Genomic DNA, 15585 nt, shown 5'->3' with positions numbered 1-15585 from the left:
GATCCAGGAAGGCCCATGGCCAGTTCCAGCACCACCAATTCCCATGCGCACGGCCATGGCGGCCACGGCAACGTGGGGCTGTTCGGGTTGATCGTCGGGGCGATCGGTGTCGTCTTCGGCGACATCGGCACCAGCCCTCTGTACACGATCAAGGAAGCCTTCATCCCGCACTACGGGCTGACCCCGGACCACGCCACCGTGCTGGGCGTGCTGTCGCTGGTGTTCTGGTCCCTGGTGATCGTGGTCACGCTGAAGTACGTGACCATCATCATGCGCGCGGACAACGAAGGCGAGGGCGGCATCATGGCATTGATGGCCCTGGCCCAGCGCACCCTGCCCAAGGGCTCCCGCTCCGCGTACGCGGTCGGGATCCTCGGCATCTTCGGCGCGTCGCTGTTCTTCGGCGACGGCGTGATCACGCCGGCGGTATCGGTGCTGTCCGCGCTCGAAGGCATCGAGGTCGCGGCTCCCAGGCTGCACACCTGGATCGTGCCGCTCGCGGTATTGATCCTGCTCGCTTTGTTCATGACCCAGCGCTTCGGGACCGAGAAGGTCGGCAAGGTCTTTGGCCCGATCACCGCGCTGTGGTTCGCTTCGCTGGCGGCGTTGGGCCTGCTCAACATCGGCCATAACCCGGAAGTGCTGCAGGCCTTCAACCCGTGGTGGGCCGTCGAGTTCTTCATCGAGCATGGCTGGCACGGCATCTTCATCCTGGGCGCCGTCGTGCTCGCCGTGACCGGCGGCGAGGCCTTGTACGCCGACATGGGCCATTTCGGCGCCAAGCCGATCCGCTATGCCTGGTACTTCTTCGTGCTGCCGGCGCTGATGCTGAACTACCTGGGGCAGGGCGCGCTGGTCCTTGCCGATCCCACGGCGATCAAGAATCCCTTCTACATCGGCGTGCCGGACTGGGCGATGTACCCGATGATCGCGCTGGCCACCGCCGCTGCGGTCATCGCCTCGCAGGCGGTGATCACCGGTGCGTACTCGGTGGCGCGCCAGGCGATGCAGCTGGGTTACATCCCGCGCATGGCGATCAAGCACACTTCGAAGGACACCATCGGTCAGATCTACATCCCGGGGATCAACTGGACGCTGATGGTGATGGTCATCGCCCTGGTGCTGACCTTCCGCACGTCGACGGCGCTGGCCTCGGCGTACGGCGTGTCGGTGTCCGGCACGATGCTGATCGATACCCTGCTGCTGGCGCTGGTGGCGCGCGCGACCTGGCCGGATTCGCGGCGGTGGGTGCTGCCGCTGTGCCTGCTGTTTGCCGTCATCGAGGTGGCATTCCTGATCGCCAACGGGGTGAAGTTCCTCGACGGCGCGTGGGTGCCCGTGGTGCTGGCGATCCTCGCCTTCACCCTGCTGCGCACCTGGCGCCGCGGCCGCGAGCTGCTGCATGCCGAGATCCGCAAGGAAGGCATCCAGCTCGATACCTTCCTGCCCGGCCTGATGCTGGCGCCACCGGTGCGCGTGCCCGGCACGGCGATCTTCATGACCGCACAGACGGGCGTGGTTCCGCACGCGCTGCTGCACAACCTCAAGCACAACAAGGTGCTGCACGATCGCAACGTGTTCCTGACCGTTGAGACGATGAACGTGCCCCACGCGCCGAAAGAGAAGCGGCTGAAGATCGAATCGATCAGCGGCGAGGATTTCTACCGCGTGGTGATCAAGTTCGGATTCATGGAAACGCCGGACGTGCCGCTGGCGTTGATGCGCAGTTGCGACAAGGGCGGCATCCACTTCGATCCGATGGACACGACCTATTTCGCCAGCCGCGAGACCGTGGTGGCCAGCCGCCACCGCGGCATGCCGTACTGGCGCGACAAGCTGTTCGCGGTGATGCACCGCAACGCCGCGCCGGCGACCGGGTTCTTCCGTATTCCGGGCAACCGGCTAGTGGAGTTGGGGGCCCAGGTCGAGATCTGATGGCATCCCGGTCGCCGTGGTCCACGGCGGCGCATTGCAGGTTGTTGCGTCCCGGGAGATCGTCGGCGCGCTGGCGCGGTCGGCGTCGTCGCGTGTGCAATCCATCCCGGCGTGCCCATAATGCCGCATGGACGAAACCCGCATCGTGTCTCCCGCCGCCACCCGTGAAGAGGACGCCATCGAGGCGTCCATCCGTCCCAAGCGCCTGGACGAGTACCTCGGCCAGGCGCCCGTGCGCGAGCAGATGCAGATCTACATCGAGGCGGCGAAGCGGCGCGGCGAAGCGCTCGACCACGTGCTCATATTCGGCCCCCCCGGCCTGGGCAAGACCACGCTCAGCCACGTCATCGCCAACGAACTCGGGGTCAACCTGCGGCAGACGTCAGGGCCGGTGATCGAGAAGGCGGGCGACCTGGCCGCGCTGCTCACCAACCTGCAGCCGCACGACGTGCTGTTCGTGGACGAGATCCATCGCCTCTCGCCCGTCGTCGAGGAGGTCCTGTATCCAGCGATGGAGGACTACCAGATCGACATCATGATTGGCGAAGGCCCCGCGGCCCGCTCGATCAAGCTCGACCTGCCGCCTTTCACCCTGATCGGCGCGACCACGCGTGCCGGGCTGCTGACCGCGCCGCTGCGCGACCGCTTCGGCATCGTCCAGCGCCTGGAGTTCTACAGCGCCGAGGAGTTGACCCGCATCGTGCGCCGGTCCGCGCAGATCCTGGGCATCACCTGCGATGCCGAGGGCGCCGCCGGGATCGCCCGGCGCTCGCGCGGCACGCCGCGAATCGCCAACCGGCTGCTGCGCCGGGTGCGCGACTACGCGCAGGTCAAGGCGGATGGAGGCATCACCAACGACGTCGCCGACGCGGCGATGCAGATGCTCAAGGTCGATCCGGAGGGCTTCGACGACCTCGATCGCCGCCTGCTCACGACGATCATCGACGCCTTCGATGGCGGTCCCGTCGGGGTCGAATCGCTGGCGGCGGCTTTGAGCGAGGAGCGCGGCACGCTCGAGGACGTGATCGAGCCTTACCTCATCCAGCAGGGCTTCCTGGTGCGCACCGCACGCGGGCGCATGGCGACCCACAAGGCTTACCGGCACATGGGCTTCAAGCCCAAGACCAGCGCCGCGGACCTGTTTGCGGAACGAGCCGGCAACGAAGAATGACCCGCCGGGAATGTGAGCGCGCGCGCACTTCCCTGCCTTCATGCGGCACGCGCCTGCGGGTGCGGGTTGGCGATTCGTGCATGCTCGCGGACGCCTGTCGCAAGATCGATGCAACGCTGCCGACACCGCCCATTTCCCGGAATTCTTAACGCATGTTCAGCCACCCCGTCCGCATTTATTGGGAAGATACCGACGCAGGCGGCGTCGTGTACCACGCGCAATACCTGGCCTTCCTCGAGCGCGCGCGCAGCGAATGGATGCGCGCGCAGGGCTACGGGCAGGAGTTGCTGCGGCAAGACCACGGCCTGCTGTTCGCGGTCCGCGCGATGCAGCTGGATTTCCTCAAGCCGGCGCGGCTGGACGATGCGCTCGCGGTGTCCGCGGCATTGCAGGAGTGCCGGCGCGCCAGCGTGATCTTCCGCCAGGAGATCCGCCGCGGCGACGAGCTGCTGCTTACCGCCACGGTCCGTGTCGCCGCGCTGGGCACGGATTTCCGCCCGACCCCCATTCCGCAACCGCTGTACGACGAAATGAACGCACTGGTGGAGAAAGACGCATGACCCCCGCAACTTTCATGGCGATGCAGGCCACCGTCGAGGCGATACCGGAAGACGCGCCGGCGCAGGCCACTGCGCTTGCCGATACCGCCGCCACGACCGGCGCCGCCGCGGCCGCCAACACCAACCTGGACCTGCTTCGCCTGGTCCTCGACGCGAGCCTGCCCGTGCAGCTGATCATGGCGCTGCTGATCGTGGCGTCGATCGTGTCGTGGGTGATCATCTTCCGCAAACGCAGCGTGATCTCGCGGGCGCACAAGGAAGCCGAACGCTTCGAGGAGCGCTTCTGGTCCGGCGCGGAGCTGACCAAGCTCTATGCGGGGGCGACGCAGGGCCGCGGTCCATCCGGCGGCATGGAAGCCATCTTCGAAGCCGGTTTCCGCGAATTCGGCCGCCTGCGCCAGCGCAAGGGCGTGGATTCGCGCGTCCAGCTGGAAGGTGCGCAACGCGCGATGCGCGCGACCGGCTCGCGCGAGATCGACGGGCTCGAGCACAACCTCGAGCTGCTGGCCAACATCGGTTCGACCGCGCCGTACATCGGCCTCGTCGGCACCGTGTTCGGCATCATGGTGACCATGCACGGCCTGCTCGCCAGCGGCGCGCAGGTCGGCATCAAGGACGTGGCGCCCGGGATTTCCGAGGCCCTGCTCGCCACCGCGATGGGCCTGTTCGTCGCGATCCCGGCGGTGTGGGCCTACAACCGCTTCGCCAATGGCGTCGAGCGCCTGGCCGTCCGCTACGACGCGTTCGCCGAGGAGTTCTCCTCGATCCTGCAGCGCCAGGCGCACGCCGACGAGTGATAACCCGCTTGTCCGGCGTCGCGCGTTACAGCGCATGCCGGACCGCCGTTGAACGAACACGAGAGCTGCCATGTCCGTCCTCTCCATGCGCCGCCATCGCAAGCGCAAGCTCAAGGCCGAGATCAACGTCGTGCCGTACATCGACGTGATGCTGGTGCTGCTGGTGATCTTCATGGTCACCGCGCCCCTGCTCACGCTCGGCGTCGATGTCGACCTGCCGCAGACCAATGCGAAGTCGGTGAATGCGAAGAACGATCCGATCGTCGTCAGCGTCTACCCGGACGGCAGCTACGCGCTCGCGGTCAAGGCCGGCAAGAACGAAGCGGTGACGGCGAAGGCGCTGGAAGCGCGCGTGCGCGCGATCGTCGGCCAGAACAAGGACGCGTCGATCTTCGTCGCGGCGCAGGGCGAGGGCAAATACCAGGACGTGATGGACGTCATGGAGCTGCTGCAGCGCGCCGACGTGAAGAAGATCGGCCTCATGAGTGATCCGAAGGGCAGCGGTAAATGAAGGAAACCCCTGCCGATACCGCGCAGGCTTTCGTTCTCGCCGTGGTGCTGCACCTGGCGTTGTTCGCCGTGCTGTTCATCGGCTTGTGGTGGACGCGCAGCGCGACGCCGGCCGCGGCCGGCGCGATTTCCGCCGAGCTGATGGACGCCAGCCAGCTGTCGTCGGCGATGCGCAGTACCCTACAACGCCAACCCGAGCCGCTGCCGGTGGAGAAGCCCGAGCCCTTGCCCGAACCGTTACCGGAACCGGTCGAGGCCCAGCGCAAGCCGCAGGATTTCATCCCGCTACCTGACGACGTCAACCAGGAAGCGGTCACCGAGCAACCGACGCCGACGCCTGCCGAAGAGAAGAGGCCGCAGGAAGCCAAGCAGCGCCAGGAGCAGATCGACCTGACCGAACAGGAACGCCAGCAGGCCGTGCAGCGCAACCAGCGCCTGGTCGAGCAGGACATCCAGCGGCTCAAGCAGTTGGAGGACGTGCGCCGCCGACGCGCCGCCGCCGCGCACGAGGCCGCGCTCGCCGAGCAGCGTCTGGCGCAGCTGGCGAACGCGCGCGCCAGCAATGCCGCGGAAGCCGCCGCACAGAGCGACGCCGACGCCGGCGGCGCCAACGGCGCCGACGATGGCCTCAAGGCCCGATACGCGGCCGCCCTGCAGGCCGCGATCCTGGCGAAGTGGACGCGCCCCGATACCGTGCCGCTGGGCGCCACCTGCCGGCTCAACATCCGGCAGCTCCCCGGCGGGCAGGTGATGGGGGTCGAAGTGTCGTCGCCGTGTTCCTACGACGAGCAGGGGCGCCGCTCCATTGAAGCCGCCGTGCTGAAGGCACAACCGCTGCCGTATGCCGGCTTCGAATCGGTCTTCAACCGCAGCCTCAACCTCAACTTCCGCGCCGAAGATCGTTGACCGCGGGATTTGCCCATTCAGCCCGCCGACAGGCAACTTGAGTCGGCGTTAACCAAACTGTTGTTAAGAATGATGAAACTGAACGAGCCGACCGCCCGTTCCGCCTCAAGCCCATCCCCCACGCTTTGGAGCGCTGATGAATTCACCTACGCCGCACCCGACCCGTCTTGCGCTGCGCTGGCTTACCGCGCTCCTGAGTCTGCTCCTCCCGATCGCCGCCAACGCCCAGCAGGGGCTGGAGATCGACATCGTCGGCGGCAACGCCTCGGCCGTGCCGATCGCGGTGGTGCCGATGCAGGGCCCCGCCACGCTGCAGACCGACATCGCCAAGGTCGTGGCCGCGGACCTCAATCGTTCCGGCTCCTTCCGCAGCCTGCCGGACAAGGACATGGTCGAACGGCCGACGCGCGGTGGTGAGATCAACTATCCGAACTGGGCCGCTCTCAACCAGGACTACATCCTGGTCGGCCGCGTCCTGGAAGGCGGCGACGGCAGCTACCGGGTCGAATACGAGTTGTTCGACGTGGCGCGCAAGGAGCGCCTGCTCGGGTTCGCGCTCAGCGCCCGCAGCAACGCGATGCGCGACGTCGCGCACCAGATCGCGGACGCGGTCTACGAGAAGGTCACCGGCATCCGTGGCGCCTTCTTCACCCGCATCGCCTACGTCACCGCCATCGGCACCGGCAGGGCCACGCGCTACGCGCTGATGATCGCCGACAGCGATGGCTACAACCCGCAGACCGTGGTGCGTTCGTCCGAGCCCTTGCTGTCGCCGTCATGGAGCCCGGATGGCGGCCGGCTCGCCTACGTGAGCTACGAAGGCGGCAACTCCTCGATCTACATCCAGACGATCGCCTCGGGCGCGCGCGAACTCATCGCCAAGTTCCGCGGCATCAACGGCGCCCCCTCGTTCTCCCCCGATGGCCGCCGGCTGGCCCTCACGCTGTCCAAGGGCGGCAATCCCGAAATCTACGTGATGGACCTGGGCAGCCGCGCGCTGACGCAGGTCACCAACCATTTCGCCATCGATACCTCGGCGGTGTGGAGCGCCGATGGCGGCACCCTGTATTTCACGTCCGACCGTGGCGGCAAGCCGCAGATCTACCAGGTGCCCTCCAGCGGCGGCGGCGCCACGCGCGTTACCTTCCAGGGCAGCTACAACGCCGATCCCACCGTCTCCAGCGACGGCAAGAAGCTGGCGACCACGCAGCAGAGCGGCGGCGGCTACCGCATCGCGATGATGGACCGCAGTGTCGGCGGCGCCTGGACCAATCTCTCCCCGGGTTCCCTCGACGAGTCGCCCAGCTTCGCGCCGAACGGGATGATGGTGCTTTATGCCGCGCGCGAAGGTCGCCGCGACGTGCTCTATGCGGTTTCCTCGGACGCGCGCGTACGCCAGCGCCTGGTGCTGGCCGACGGCGACGTGCGCGAACCGGCGTGGGGCCCCTACCGCACCCGCAGGTGAGCATCTGGCCGGTGGCGGCGACGGATGCTGCCATGCAACTCCCGTCACGCTCCCCTATTCATGTTGACTGCTAGTCTAGTTGGACCGCCCAGATGCTCGTTCAGATGCTCGAGACATCTCCCCGCACCCCCGCTTCACGCTCATTGACGAGGAAAGCCATGAACAACACCACTCGCATTCTTGTCGCCGCGCTCCTGTGCGCCACGGCAGTCGCCTGCTCGAAGAAGGTGAAGGAAGTCCCGCCGGCCGAAACCGGCCCGACCACCGAAGCGCCGGTCACGCAGCCGGTTCCGAGCACCCCGGGCGCCTACCGTCCCGAAGACCTCGACACCGATGCCTGCCTGCGCCAGCGCGTGGTCTACTTCGATTTCGACCAGGACGCGCTGCGTCCCGAGTTCCAGAACATCGTCGCCTGCCACGCCAAGTACCTGCGCGACCGTCCGTCCTCGCGCATGACCCTGGAAGGCAGCGCCGACGAACGCGGCAGCCGCGAGTACAACCAGGGCCTGGGCGAGCGCCGTGGCAACGCGGTGTCGTCGGCGGTCCAGGCCAACGGTGGCTCCGGCGGCCAGATGACGGTGGTCAGCTACGGCGAGGAACGCCCGACCTGCACCGATTCGACCGAGGATTGCTGGGCCAAGAACCGCCGCGTCGAGATCGTCTACACCGCCAAGTAAGGCCGGTTCCCCGCCCTCCCTCGCAAGGGGGAGGGCGACCGGGTAAGAACTTTTCCGTTTCCGCCGGTCCAAACACCATGCGCTTCCGATTCCTGCTGCCGCTGCTGCTCGTTGCCTGCCTCGCGGCCGCGCCCGCCGCCGCCCAGCGCGCCAGCCTGGCCGATCGCGTCGCCGCGCTGGAAGCCCGCGCGAGCAACAACCAGGCCAACGTCGACCTGCTGAATCAGCTCACCCAGTTGCGCTCGGAAGTGCAGGCCCTGCGCGCGCAGGTCGAGGAACTGCAGCAGCAGAACCAGCAGTTGCAGTCGACGGCCAAGGCGCAATACCTCGACCTCGATGACCGCATGAACCGCCTCGAGGGCGTCGCACCAACCACGTCCAAGCCGGTCGTGCCGGCGACCACGCCCGCCAAACCATCCGCTTCGAGCGCGGCCCCGACCGTCCCGGACAAGGCCCCCGTGGTGTACGGGGACAAGAGCGCGATCGCGCAGGGAGCGGGCGAGCGCGCGGCCTACGACGCCGCCTTCAACGCACTGAAAGCGGGGCAGTACGTGCAGTCCGCGACGTTGTTCCAGGACTTCCTGCAGCAGTATCCCAACGGCAGCTACACGCCCAACGCCCTGTACTGGCTCGGCGAGAGCTATTACGTCACCCAGAACTATGCGCTGGCGCAGGAGCAGTTCCAGGCCCTGCTCGACCGCTATCCCACCCACGACAAGGCGCCCGGCGCGCTGCTCAAGGTCGGGCTGGCGCAGTACGGCGCCCGCCAGTTCGAGGCCGCCGAGCGCACCCTGAGCCAGGTCACCAGCCGCTACCCGGGCACCGACGCCGCGCGCACGGCCGCCGATCGCCTCAATGCCATACGCCTGGGCCAGCTGAGCAACAAGTGACGCGGCCGGGGCCGTTCGGGGCCGCAGGCTACAATGGCGGCATGAACGCCGCTTTCGAGGGCATTTCCAGCGAGGCGGCGGCCTCCGCGGATCGCCTCAAGATCACCGAAATCTTCCTCTCGCTGCAGGGCGAGGCCCGCCAGGTGGGCTGGCCCACGGTCTTCGTGCGCCTGACCGGTTGCCCGTTGCGCTGCCAGTACTGCGATACCGCGTACGCCTTCCACGGCGGCGAGTGGCGGACCGTCGACGACATCCTCGTCGAAGTCGCCGGGCACGGCGTACGCCATGTCTGCGTCACCGGCGGCGAGCCGCTGGCGCAGAAGCGCTGCATCGGGCTGCTGCAACGCCTGTGCGACGCGGGTTACGAGGTCTCCCTGGAAACCTCCGGCGCCATCGACATCGGCGATGTCGACCCGCGAGTCTCGCGCGTGCTCGACATCAAGACCCCAGGTTCGGCGGAAGCGCATCGCAACCTGTGGTCGAACCTGCCGCTGCTGACCCCGCACGACCAGGTGAAGTTCGTGATCTGCTCGCGCGAGGATTACGACTGGGCGAAAGCCGTGGTCGACGAGCACCGGCTCGCCCAGCGGTGCGAAGTGCTGTTCTCGCCGAGCTACGCCCAGGTCTCCGCGCGCGAGTTGGCCGACTGGATCGTCGCCGACCGCCTGCCGGTGCGCTTCCAGACGCAGCTGCACAAGCTCCTGTGGAACGATGAGCGCGGGCGCTGATACACGCTCCCATTCGTTCCGTTTCCCGCTTCGACATAGATCACGCCATGAAGAATGCCGTCGTTCTCGTTTCCGGAGGCATGGACTCCGCCGTCGTCATCGCCATCGCGCGCGAGCAGGGTTTTGCCGTGCATGCGCTGAGCGTGCGCTACGGCCAGCGCCACACCTCCGAACTCGATGCCGCCGACCGCGTGTCGCAGGCACTGGGCGCGGTCGCGCACAAGACGGTGAACGTCGATCTGCGCAGCATCGGTGGTTCCGCGTTGACCGACGAGGCGATCCTGGTTCCCACCGATGCTGATGGCCACGCCGTGGGGGCCGCCGCGGCAAAGGACGCCATTCCCGTCACCTACGTGCCCGCGCGCAACACGATCATGCTGTCGGTGGCGCTGGGCTGGGCCGAAGTGCTAGGCGCCAGTGACATCTTCTGCGGCGTCAACGCGGTCGATTACTCGGGCTATCCGGATTGCCGCCCCGAATTCATCGCCGCGTTCCAGGATCTTGCGAACCTTGCGACCAAGGCGGGCGTCGAGGGCGCCGGGCTGCGCGTGCACGCGCCGCTGCAGTTCCTGAGCAAGGCCGACATCGTGCGTGAAGGCATGCGCCTGGGCGTCGACTTCAGCCAGACCGTGTCGTGCTACCAGGCCGACGCGGAAGGGCGTGCCTGCGGCCACTGCGACGCCTGCCGCCTGCGCGCCGAAGGTTTCGCCAGTGCCGGCGTACCCGACCCGACCCGGTACGCCTGACCCGCCGTGGCAACCCTGCAGGGAGCCGCTGCCCTGCGCTAGAATGCGCACCCCGCCGCAAGGCCGGGACCACAACAACATCGTTGTTGCTCACGTGGGTCGTTAGCTCAGTCGGTAGAGCATCGGACTTTTAATCCGCTGGTCGTCGGTTCGATTCCGACACGACCCACCATCGATGACTTGCCAACTTTGGGTGGCGATCAGGCCCCGTGGGCCGCGGACGATCCCCCATTGCATTGCCGGCAGGAACTTGCGCCTGCGCGACGGGATCTGGACGAAGCCATGGATGTTCCCCGGATTGCGTCGTGAATTCTTGGCGATGATGGACGCTGTTCGATCCTGAGGGCGGACGACACCCGACGATATACTCCGCGCTGCTCACGAAGGGGATGCGCGTGGACGGACGATCGGGCAGGGTGCTGCTGGTCATGGCCAGCTGTGTATTCGCAGGGCTGCTCTGGGCTGCGAGCGGTTTGACCGAGCTCGCTGGCCGGCCCTGGGATTCGCGGGCGAGCATTCCGACAGGCGCGGCGTCCAACGCACGCCGGTCGACAGGCGCGGCGTCCGATGCACGCCGACCGCCAGGCGCCACGTCCGATGTACGCCCGCGCAATCCAGCAAGTGTCGATCTTGCGTCGATGGCGCCGGTGTCCCTTGCACAGCAGGCCTACTCGATGGCCGCGCCGGTGTTCCTTTCCGATCCCGAGGCCGCGCACGCGGGCGGCGTCGCCGTTGGCGACGTGTCCGGCGACGGGCGGGACGACCTCGTGTTCCTGTCCCCGCGCTACGCAGCCAATCCGGCGTATGACCGCATGGAGATCTACGTCGCCTACCAGCGCGACGATGGCTCCCTCGATGCGGCGTTCAAGATCACGGAAACCGGCTACACGTTCGCATACCAGGTCCTGATCGCCGATCTGGACGGCAACGGCGCGGGTGAAATCATCACCACCATCTACAACGGCGTCGTGGTGCTCCGCTCGAACGCGGATGGCTCGTTTGCTTCAAGCACGGCCATGGTCGGCGAATCCGGGGTCATGGATCTGATCGCGACCGACGTCGATCGCGACGGTTATCTCGACGTGCTCGCCGACTCGAGCAACCTGTCGGCCTCGGTCGTCCACGGCAACAGCCGCGGCGTTATCGACCGCATCTCGACGGTGCCGGTACCCGCGTCAGCGGTTCGCACAACGGGGGACGTCACCGGCGACGGCCTGGACGATCTCATTCTCGGCACGATATTCAACAGACCGCTGGAGGAATTCCGGGTCTACCCGGCACTGGCATCAGGAGGCTATGCCGCGCCAGTGGTGCTCTCGCTGCCGCTGGGTTCCAATCACACGTCGTCACTCGCCGTCGGCGACTTCAACGGGGACGGCCGTGGCGACCTGGCGTTGGACGAAGTGAAGGATATTGCCAACGTGCATCTGTATTTCCAGGATCCGCAGGGCCACTTCACGTCAAGCCTCGATATCGCGAGACAGAGCGGGTCCGGCAATCTGATCGCATCCGACCTCAACCGTGATGGCCGGACCGACCTGGCGTTTGCGCACACTGGATGGGGCTACGTTGGCTATTACCTCCAGACCAGTACCGGTTTCACGCCCGAGAACGTCATTCAGGCGCAGCAGTACCACGGTCGGAAGTACTACTTCGCGGCAGGCGACCTCAACCACGACAGATGCGGCGATCTAGTGATCTCCCGGGGGAGTCAGTCGCCCGTGCTGTTGTATGGGCAAGGATGCCCCGTCAAGCGCCGTGCCCCTGTCACTTGCCGTTACCAGGTAGTAGCGGTGGACGGTTCGCTCGAAGCGGCGAGCTTGACGTCCCCGCTCCCGTCACGGCAACGCGCAGCGACGCCACTAAAGCGCTTGGTGTGCACGTATCAAGAAACCTCTAAAGCTCCTGCTTAAGGGCTGGTCGTCGCGGAATGGATAACGACGACCAGAGGATTGGACCGGAGCTGGCACGACGCACCAAACGGTTTCGCGCGCTCGCCGCTGCAGTCGCCAGTGGCGGGATCTCGCTGGCCTGACTTGGGCCAGCGGTCTCAGTCGGCTCCATCAGGCAGCCGCGACATGCGCTCGACGAAGCGCCGTGCGCCGTCGGGACCGTGCAAGTTCAAATCCTCCCCCGGGCCATTCGCGTCTGCTTCGCGATGCCCGAGCGTCACGACGCCGGTTGTGCTACGCGCATGCGTAGCGCACGGCCTGCGCTATGCCCGCAGCACAAACAGGTTTTCGTTGATGACCTGCAACTGGGCAGCAATTTCAAACCCAATGCGCGGTCCCACGTAATCAAGCATCTCGCGGAAATCCTGCATCCGCCAGGCATGGACGTGGACATCCATTCCGGCCGCCATGACTCTGGTTGCATCCGCCTCGAGCAGGTGCTCCGGGATGACTTCGCCCGACAGCAGCGGGTGCACGAAGCGTGCATGTTCGATGTAGGCCTGCAGACGCGTGCCCGCGCCACCATCCCGCCAATCCGCCAGAACGTGCTCCAGAGTGGTCGGCGGGCGCTTGCGATCCCAGGTGGCCGACATCTCGGGCACCACGAGCAGGAAGTGGCCGCCGGGCTTCAGGCGCCGGATGGTCGCCTCGATCGCGCCGATCGGATTCCAGAGGTGTTCGATGACGTGCGCGGAAATGACGAAGTCCTGCGATGCCAGGGGAACGCCGGCCATGGTCTCGGCGTCGATCTGGCCGGTGAGTTGGACCTGGTCCGTGCCGAAATAGGTGGCAAGCTGATCCGCGTCGCGCACGTCGCCGTAGTAGCACGTGGCGCCATCCGGAATGGGAAACGGGCGCGAGCCGGCGCCCACCTCGATGCCGGACCCGCGGACGAAGGCCGCGGCGAAGGCCCGACGCGCCGTTTGTATCTCTGCATCTTCCTTCGCCTGACGCAGTTCGCGGCGTTGCGCATGCAGGGCCGCAACGCGAGCCGCCAGGTCATTGAAGGAAAAGGATCGCCAATATTCGGGCTGTTCGTCTTGCGGCACGGCGCTTGTCACTAGCGTTTCCGTCCATCCCCAACTTGGCTGGCGACGATAGCACAGGGCCGCATTTCGCCAGTGGCTGTGCAAAGCGGACTTCGAAGGCAGCAGGCCGCGTTCGCGATCTGCTTTTGCGGCCAGGAAAAAGGAAGCCCGCCGCTCTCGCGGCGGGCTCCGACCGCGGGCCGAGGGGATGGGCCGGCCTGCAGCTACCGGGAGATTGGCCTGCGTGATGCATTGCTTCCATCCGGAATCGCACCCACCAAGGGCAGGGGAAAACCCCCGGTGCGGCACGAGCGGCCTCGCACAGCCGTCGCGCGCGAAGCGGGCGTGTGCGCGCGCCGTGGCGCACGAACACCCCTTGGCCCCTGGCTTCAGGCCGCGTCGAACAACTGCTGCAGCACGTCCTCGCCGTAGCGATCGAGCTTGCTGGCGCCGATGCCGGGGATGCGCGCGAGCTCGTCCAGGTCTTCCGGCGCGTTGGTGGCGATCGCGCGCAAGGTGCTGTCGTGGAAGATCACGTAGGCCGGCACGTTCTGCTCGCGGGCGGTGTTGGCGCGCCAGACGCGCAGCGCGTTGAAGCGCAGCAGCGCGTCCGGGGCGAGGTCGAATTCCTGGTCCGTCGCAGCGGTACCCCGATCGCGGCGGCGGCGCGGCTGCTTGGGCTGCTCGGTGCGGAAGTGCAGGCTGCGCTCGCCGCGCAGCACGGGCCCGGCGGCATCGGTGAGTTGCAGGGCGCCATGGACGTCGGCTTCGAGCAGGCCGTGCGCCACGAGCTGGCGGAACACGCTGCGCCACTGGCGCTCGTCCAGGTCGCTGCCGATGGACCAGGTGCTGATCTGGTCGTGGCCGAGCTGCAGCACACGCTCGGTGCTCACCCCGCGCAGGATGTCGATGACGTGCGCGGCGCCGAAGCGCTGGCCGCTGCGGTACACGCATGACAGCGCCTTGCGCGCCGCCTGGGTGCCGTCCCAGCTCTGCGGAGGGTCCAGGCAGTTGTCGCAGTTGCCGCAGCCACCCGCGTGCGCCTCGCCGAACCAGCCCAGCAAGGACTGCCGCCGGCACGCCGTGGATTCGCAGTAGCCCAGCAGCGCGTCGAGCTTGCGCAGTTCCAGGCGCTTGCGCTCCTCGCCGGCTTCCGACTGCAGGATCAGCTGGCGCAGGTTGATGGTGTCGCCCAGGCCGTAGCACAGCCATGCCTCGGCCGGTTCGCCATCGCGGCCCGCGCGGCCGGTCTCCTGGTAATAGCCTTCCACCGACTTGGGCAGGTCGACATGGGCGACGAAACGCACGTCCGGCTTGTCGATGCCCATGCCGAAGGCGATCGTCGCCACCATCACGACGCCGTCCTGCTGCAGGAAGCGGCGCTGGTTCGCCGCGCGCGTCGCCGCATCCATGCCGGCGTGGTAGGGCAGGGCGTCGATGCCGAGTTCGCACAGCTGCATGGCGATGCTGTCCACGCGCTTGCGCGAGAAGGCATAGACGATGCCGCTGTGGCCGCGGTGTTCGTGCAGGAAATCGCGCAGCTGCCGCAACGTGTTGTCCTTCAGCACGACGCGGTAGCGGATGTTGGGGCGGTCGAACGAGCTGACGAAGCGGCGCGCGTCCTCCAGGGCCAGGCGCTCGGCGATTTCCTGCCGGGTCGGTTCGTCGGCGGTGGCGGTGAGGGCGATGCGCGGCACCTGCGGCCAGCGCTCGTGCAGCACGGTGAGCTGGCGGTATTCCGGGCGGAAATCGTGGCCCCACTGCGACACGCAATGGGCCTCGTCGATGGCGAACAGCGCGATCCGCGCGCGGTCCAGCAGCGACAGGAAGCGTGGCGTCAGCAGGCGCTCGGGCGCGACGTACAGCAGGTCCAGTTCGCCGGCGAGCAACTGGCGTTCGACGTCGCCGGCTTCCTGCGCGCCGAGCGAGGAATTCAGGTAGGCCGCGCGCACGCCGAGCTGGCGAAGCGCCTCGACCTGGTCCTGCATCAGCGCGATCAACGGCGAGACCACGATGCCGCAGCCCTCGCGCAGCAGCGCCGGCAGCTGGTAGCACAACGACTTGCCGCCGCCGGTGGGCATCAGCACGAGCGCATCGCCGCCGCTGGCGACCTGCTGGACGATCTGTGCCTGTTCGCCACGGAATCCGGGGTGGCCGAAGATGCGGTGGAGCAGGTCGAGGGCGGCGTCAGGCATGCGCCTATTCTACGGGGCGGGCTCG

General features: G+C 67.2%; 14 protein-coding genes and 1 tRNA gene. 13 read left to right on the top strand and 2 right to left on the bottom strand.

The features are described 5' to 3' along the window. The first annotated feature begins 15 nt into the window (after nucleotides 1-15). From BP05_RS07080 to BP05_RS07020, 13 genes are all read left to right on the top strand, one after another. Nucleotides 16-1935 (top strand): potassium transporter Kup, encoded by a 1920-nt coding sequence (locus BP05_RS07080; protein WP_496361882.1) that lies wholly within the window; start codon nucleotides 16-18, stop codon nucleotides 1933-1935. A 127-nt stretch (nucleotides 1936-2062) separates the two neighbouring features. Beyond that, a complete protein-coding gene (gene ruvB, locus BP05_RS07075; protein WP_496361880.1) occupies nucleotides 2063-3106 on the top strand; it encodes a Holliday junction branch migration DNA helicase RuvB in 1044 nt (347 codons plus the stop codon). Nucleotides 3107-3258: 152 nt separating this feature from the next. Then, nucleotides 3259-3666, top strand: coding sequence for a tol-pal system-associated acyl-CoA thioesterase (ybgC, locus tag BP05_RS07070; protein WP_496361878.1), 408 nt, complete (start codon nucleotides 3259-3261; stop codon nucleotides 3664-3666). Then, complete coding sequence (gene tolQ, locus BP05_RS07065) at nucleotides 3663-4463, top strand: protein TolQ (RefSeq protein ID WP_496361877.1); 801 nt, start codon at nucleotides 3663-3665, stop codon at nucleotides 4461-4463. The genes ybgC and tolQ overlap by 4 nt, the downstream gene beginning before the upstream one ends. Before the next feature lie 70 nt (nucleotides 4464-4533). Next, nucleotides 4534-4974 (top strand): protein TolR, encoded by a 441-nt coding sequence (gene tolR, locus BP05_RS07060; RefSeq protein ID WP_496361876.1) that lies wholly within the window; start codon nucleotides 4534-4536, stop codon nucleotides 4972-4974. Further along, nucleotides 4971-5879, top strand: coding sequence for a cell envelope integrity TolA family protein (locus tag BP05_RS07055; RefSeq protein ID WP_496361875.1), 909 nt, complete (start codon nucleotides 4971-4973; stop codon nucleotides 5877-5879). Before tolR ends, BP05_RS07055 begins: the two co-directional genes overlap by 4 nt. A gap of 136 nt (nucleotides 5880-6015) precedes the next feature. Then, nucleotides 6016-7344, top strand: coding sequence for a Tol-Pal system beta propeller repeat protein TolB (tolB, locus tag BP05_RS07050; RefSeq protein ID WP_496361874.1), 1329 nt, complete (start codon nucleotides 6016-6018; stop codon nucleotides 7342-7344). A gap of 158 nt (nucleotides 7345-7502) precedes the next feature. Next, the gene (gene pal / locus BP05_RS07045; protein ID WP_496361873.1) at nucleotides 7503-8021 is read left to right on the top strand and encodes a peptidoglycan-associated lipoprotein Pal; all 519 of its coding nucleotides are present in this window, start codon (nucleotides 7503-7505) and stop codon (nucleotides 8019-8021) included. 77 nt (nucleotides 8022-8098) lie between these two features. Next, a complete protein-coding gene (gene ybgF, locus BP05_RS07040; protein ID WP_496361871.1) occupies nucleotides 8099-8911 on the top strand; it encodes a tol-pal system protein YbgF in 813 nt (270 codons plus the stop codon). A gap of 41 nt (nucleotides 8912-8952) precedes the next feature. Further along, complete coding sequence (queE, locus tag BP05_RS07035) at nucleotides 8953-9639, top strand: 7-carboxy-7-deazaguanine synthase QueE (RefSeq protein ID WP_496361869.1); 687 nt, start codon at nucleotides 8953-8955, stop codon at nucleotides 9637-9639. Between the two features lie 47 nt (nucleotides 9640-9686). Then, the gene (queC, locus tag BP05_RS07030; protein WP_496361867.1) at nucleotides 9687-10385 is read left to right on the top strand and encodes a 7-cyano-7-deazaguanine synthase QueC; all 699 of its coding nucleotides are present in this window, start codon (nucleotides 9687-9689) and stop codon (nucleotides 10383-10385) included. Nucleotides 10386-10481: 96 nt separating this feature from the next. Beyond that, a tRNA-Lys gene (locus BP05_RS07025) sits at nucleotides 10482-10557 on the top strand. A 466-nt stretch (nucleotides 10558-11023) separates the two neighbouring features. Beyond that, nucleotides 11024-12298, top strand: a complete 1275-nt coding sequence (locus BP05_RS07020; protein ID WP_496361865.1) for an FG-GAP repeat domain-containing protein — start codon at nucleotides 11024-11026, stop codon at nucleotides 12296-12298. A 302-nt stretch (nucleotides 12299-12600) separates the two neighbouring features. On the opposite strand, the gene BP05_RS07015 is transcribed toward BP05_RS07020, so the two are convergent. Both BP05_RS07015 and recQ read right to left on the bottom strand, forming a co-directional pair. Then, nucleotides 12601-13398 carry a class I SAM-dependent methyltransferase gene (locus BP05_RS07015; RefSeq protein ID WP_496361863.1) on the bottom strand — a complete coding sequence of 266 codons (798 nt, stop codon included), beginning with the start codon at nucleotides 13396-13398 and terminating at the stop codon, nucleotides 12601-12603. Between the two features lie 356 nt (nucleotides 13399-13754). Continuing rightward, complete coding sequence (gene recQ / locus BP05_RS07010) at nucleotides 13755-15560, bottom strand: DNA helicase RecQ (protein ID WP_496361861.1); 1806 nt, start codon at nucleotides 15558-15560, stop codon at nucleotides 13755-13757. Nucleotides 15561-15585 lie beyond the last annotated feature (25 nt).

The organism is Lysobacter oryzae DSM 21044 (genome assembly GCF_059568595.1).
Note: the sequence above shows the minus strand (reverse complement) of the source record. Positions and strands in the feature narration are given on the sequence as shown.

What these genes read in the sequence shown, in the direction of transcription:
- ybgC (WP_496361878.1), top strand. Translation starts at nt 3,259, where the DNA reads ATGTTCAGCCACCCCGTCCGCATTTATTGGGAAGATACCGACGCAGGC.
- queC (WP_496361867.1), top strand. Translation starts at nt 9,687, where the DNA reads ATGAAGAATGCCGTCGTTCTCGTTTCCGGAGGCATGGACTCCGCCGTC.
- pal (WP_496361873.1), top strand. Translation starts at nt 7,503, where the DNA reads ATGAACAACACCACTCGCATTCTTGTCGCCGCGCTCCTGTGCGCCACG.
- ruvB (WP_496361880.1), top strand. Translation starts at nt 2,063, where the DNA reads ATGGACGAAACCCGCATCGTGTCTCCCGCCGCCACCCGTGAAGAGGAC.
- tolQ (WP_496361877.1), top strand. Translation starts at nt 3,663, where the DNA reads ATGACCCCCGCAACTTTCATGGCGATGCAGGCCACCGTCGAGGCGATA.
- tolB (WP_496361874.1), top strand. Translation starts at nt 6,016, where the DNA reads ATGAATTCACCTACGCCGCACCCGACCCGTCTTGCGCTGCGCTGGCTT.
- BP05_RS07055 (WP_496361875.1), top strand. Translation starts at nt 4,971, where the DNA reads ATGAAGGAAACCCCTGCCGATACCGCGCAGGCTTTCGTTCTCGCCGTG.
- ybgF (WP_496361871.1), top strand. Translation starts at nt 8,099, where the DNA reads ATGCGCTTCCGATTCCTGCTGCCGCTGCTGCTCGTTGCCTGCCTCGCG.
- BP05_RS07080 (WP_496361882.1), top strand. Translation starts at nt 16, where the DNA reads ATGGCCAGTTCCAGCACCACCAATTCCCATGCGCACGGCCATGGCGGC.
- tolR (WP_496361876.1), top strand. Translation starts at nt 4,534, where the DNA reads ATGTCCGTCCTCTCCATGCGCCGCCATCGCAAGCGCAAGCTCAAGGCC.
- queE (WP_496361869.1), top strand. Translation starts at nt 8,953, where the DNA reads ATGAACGCCGCTTTCGAGGGCATTTCCAGCGAGGCGGCGGCCTCCGCG.
- recQ (WP_496361861.1), bottom strand. Translation starts at nt 15,560, where the DNA reads ATGCCTGACGCCGCCCTCGACCTGCTCCACCGCATCTTCGGCCACCCC.
- BP05_RS07020 (WP_496361865.1), top strand. Translation starts at nt 11,024, where the DNA reads ATGGCGCCGGTGTCCCTTGCACAGCAGGCCTACTCGATGGCCGCGCCG.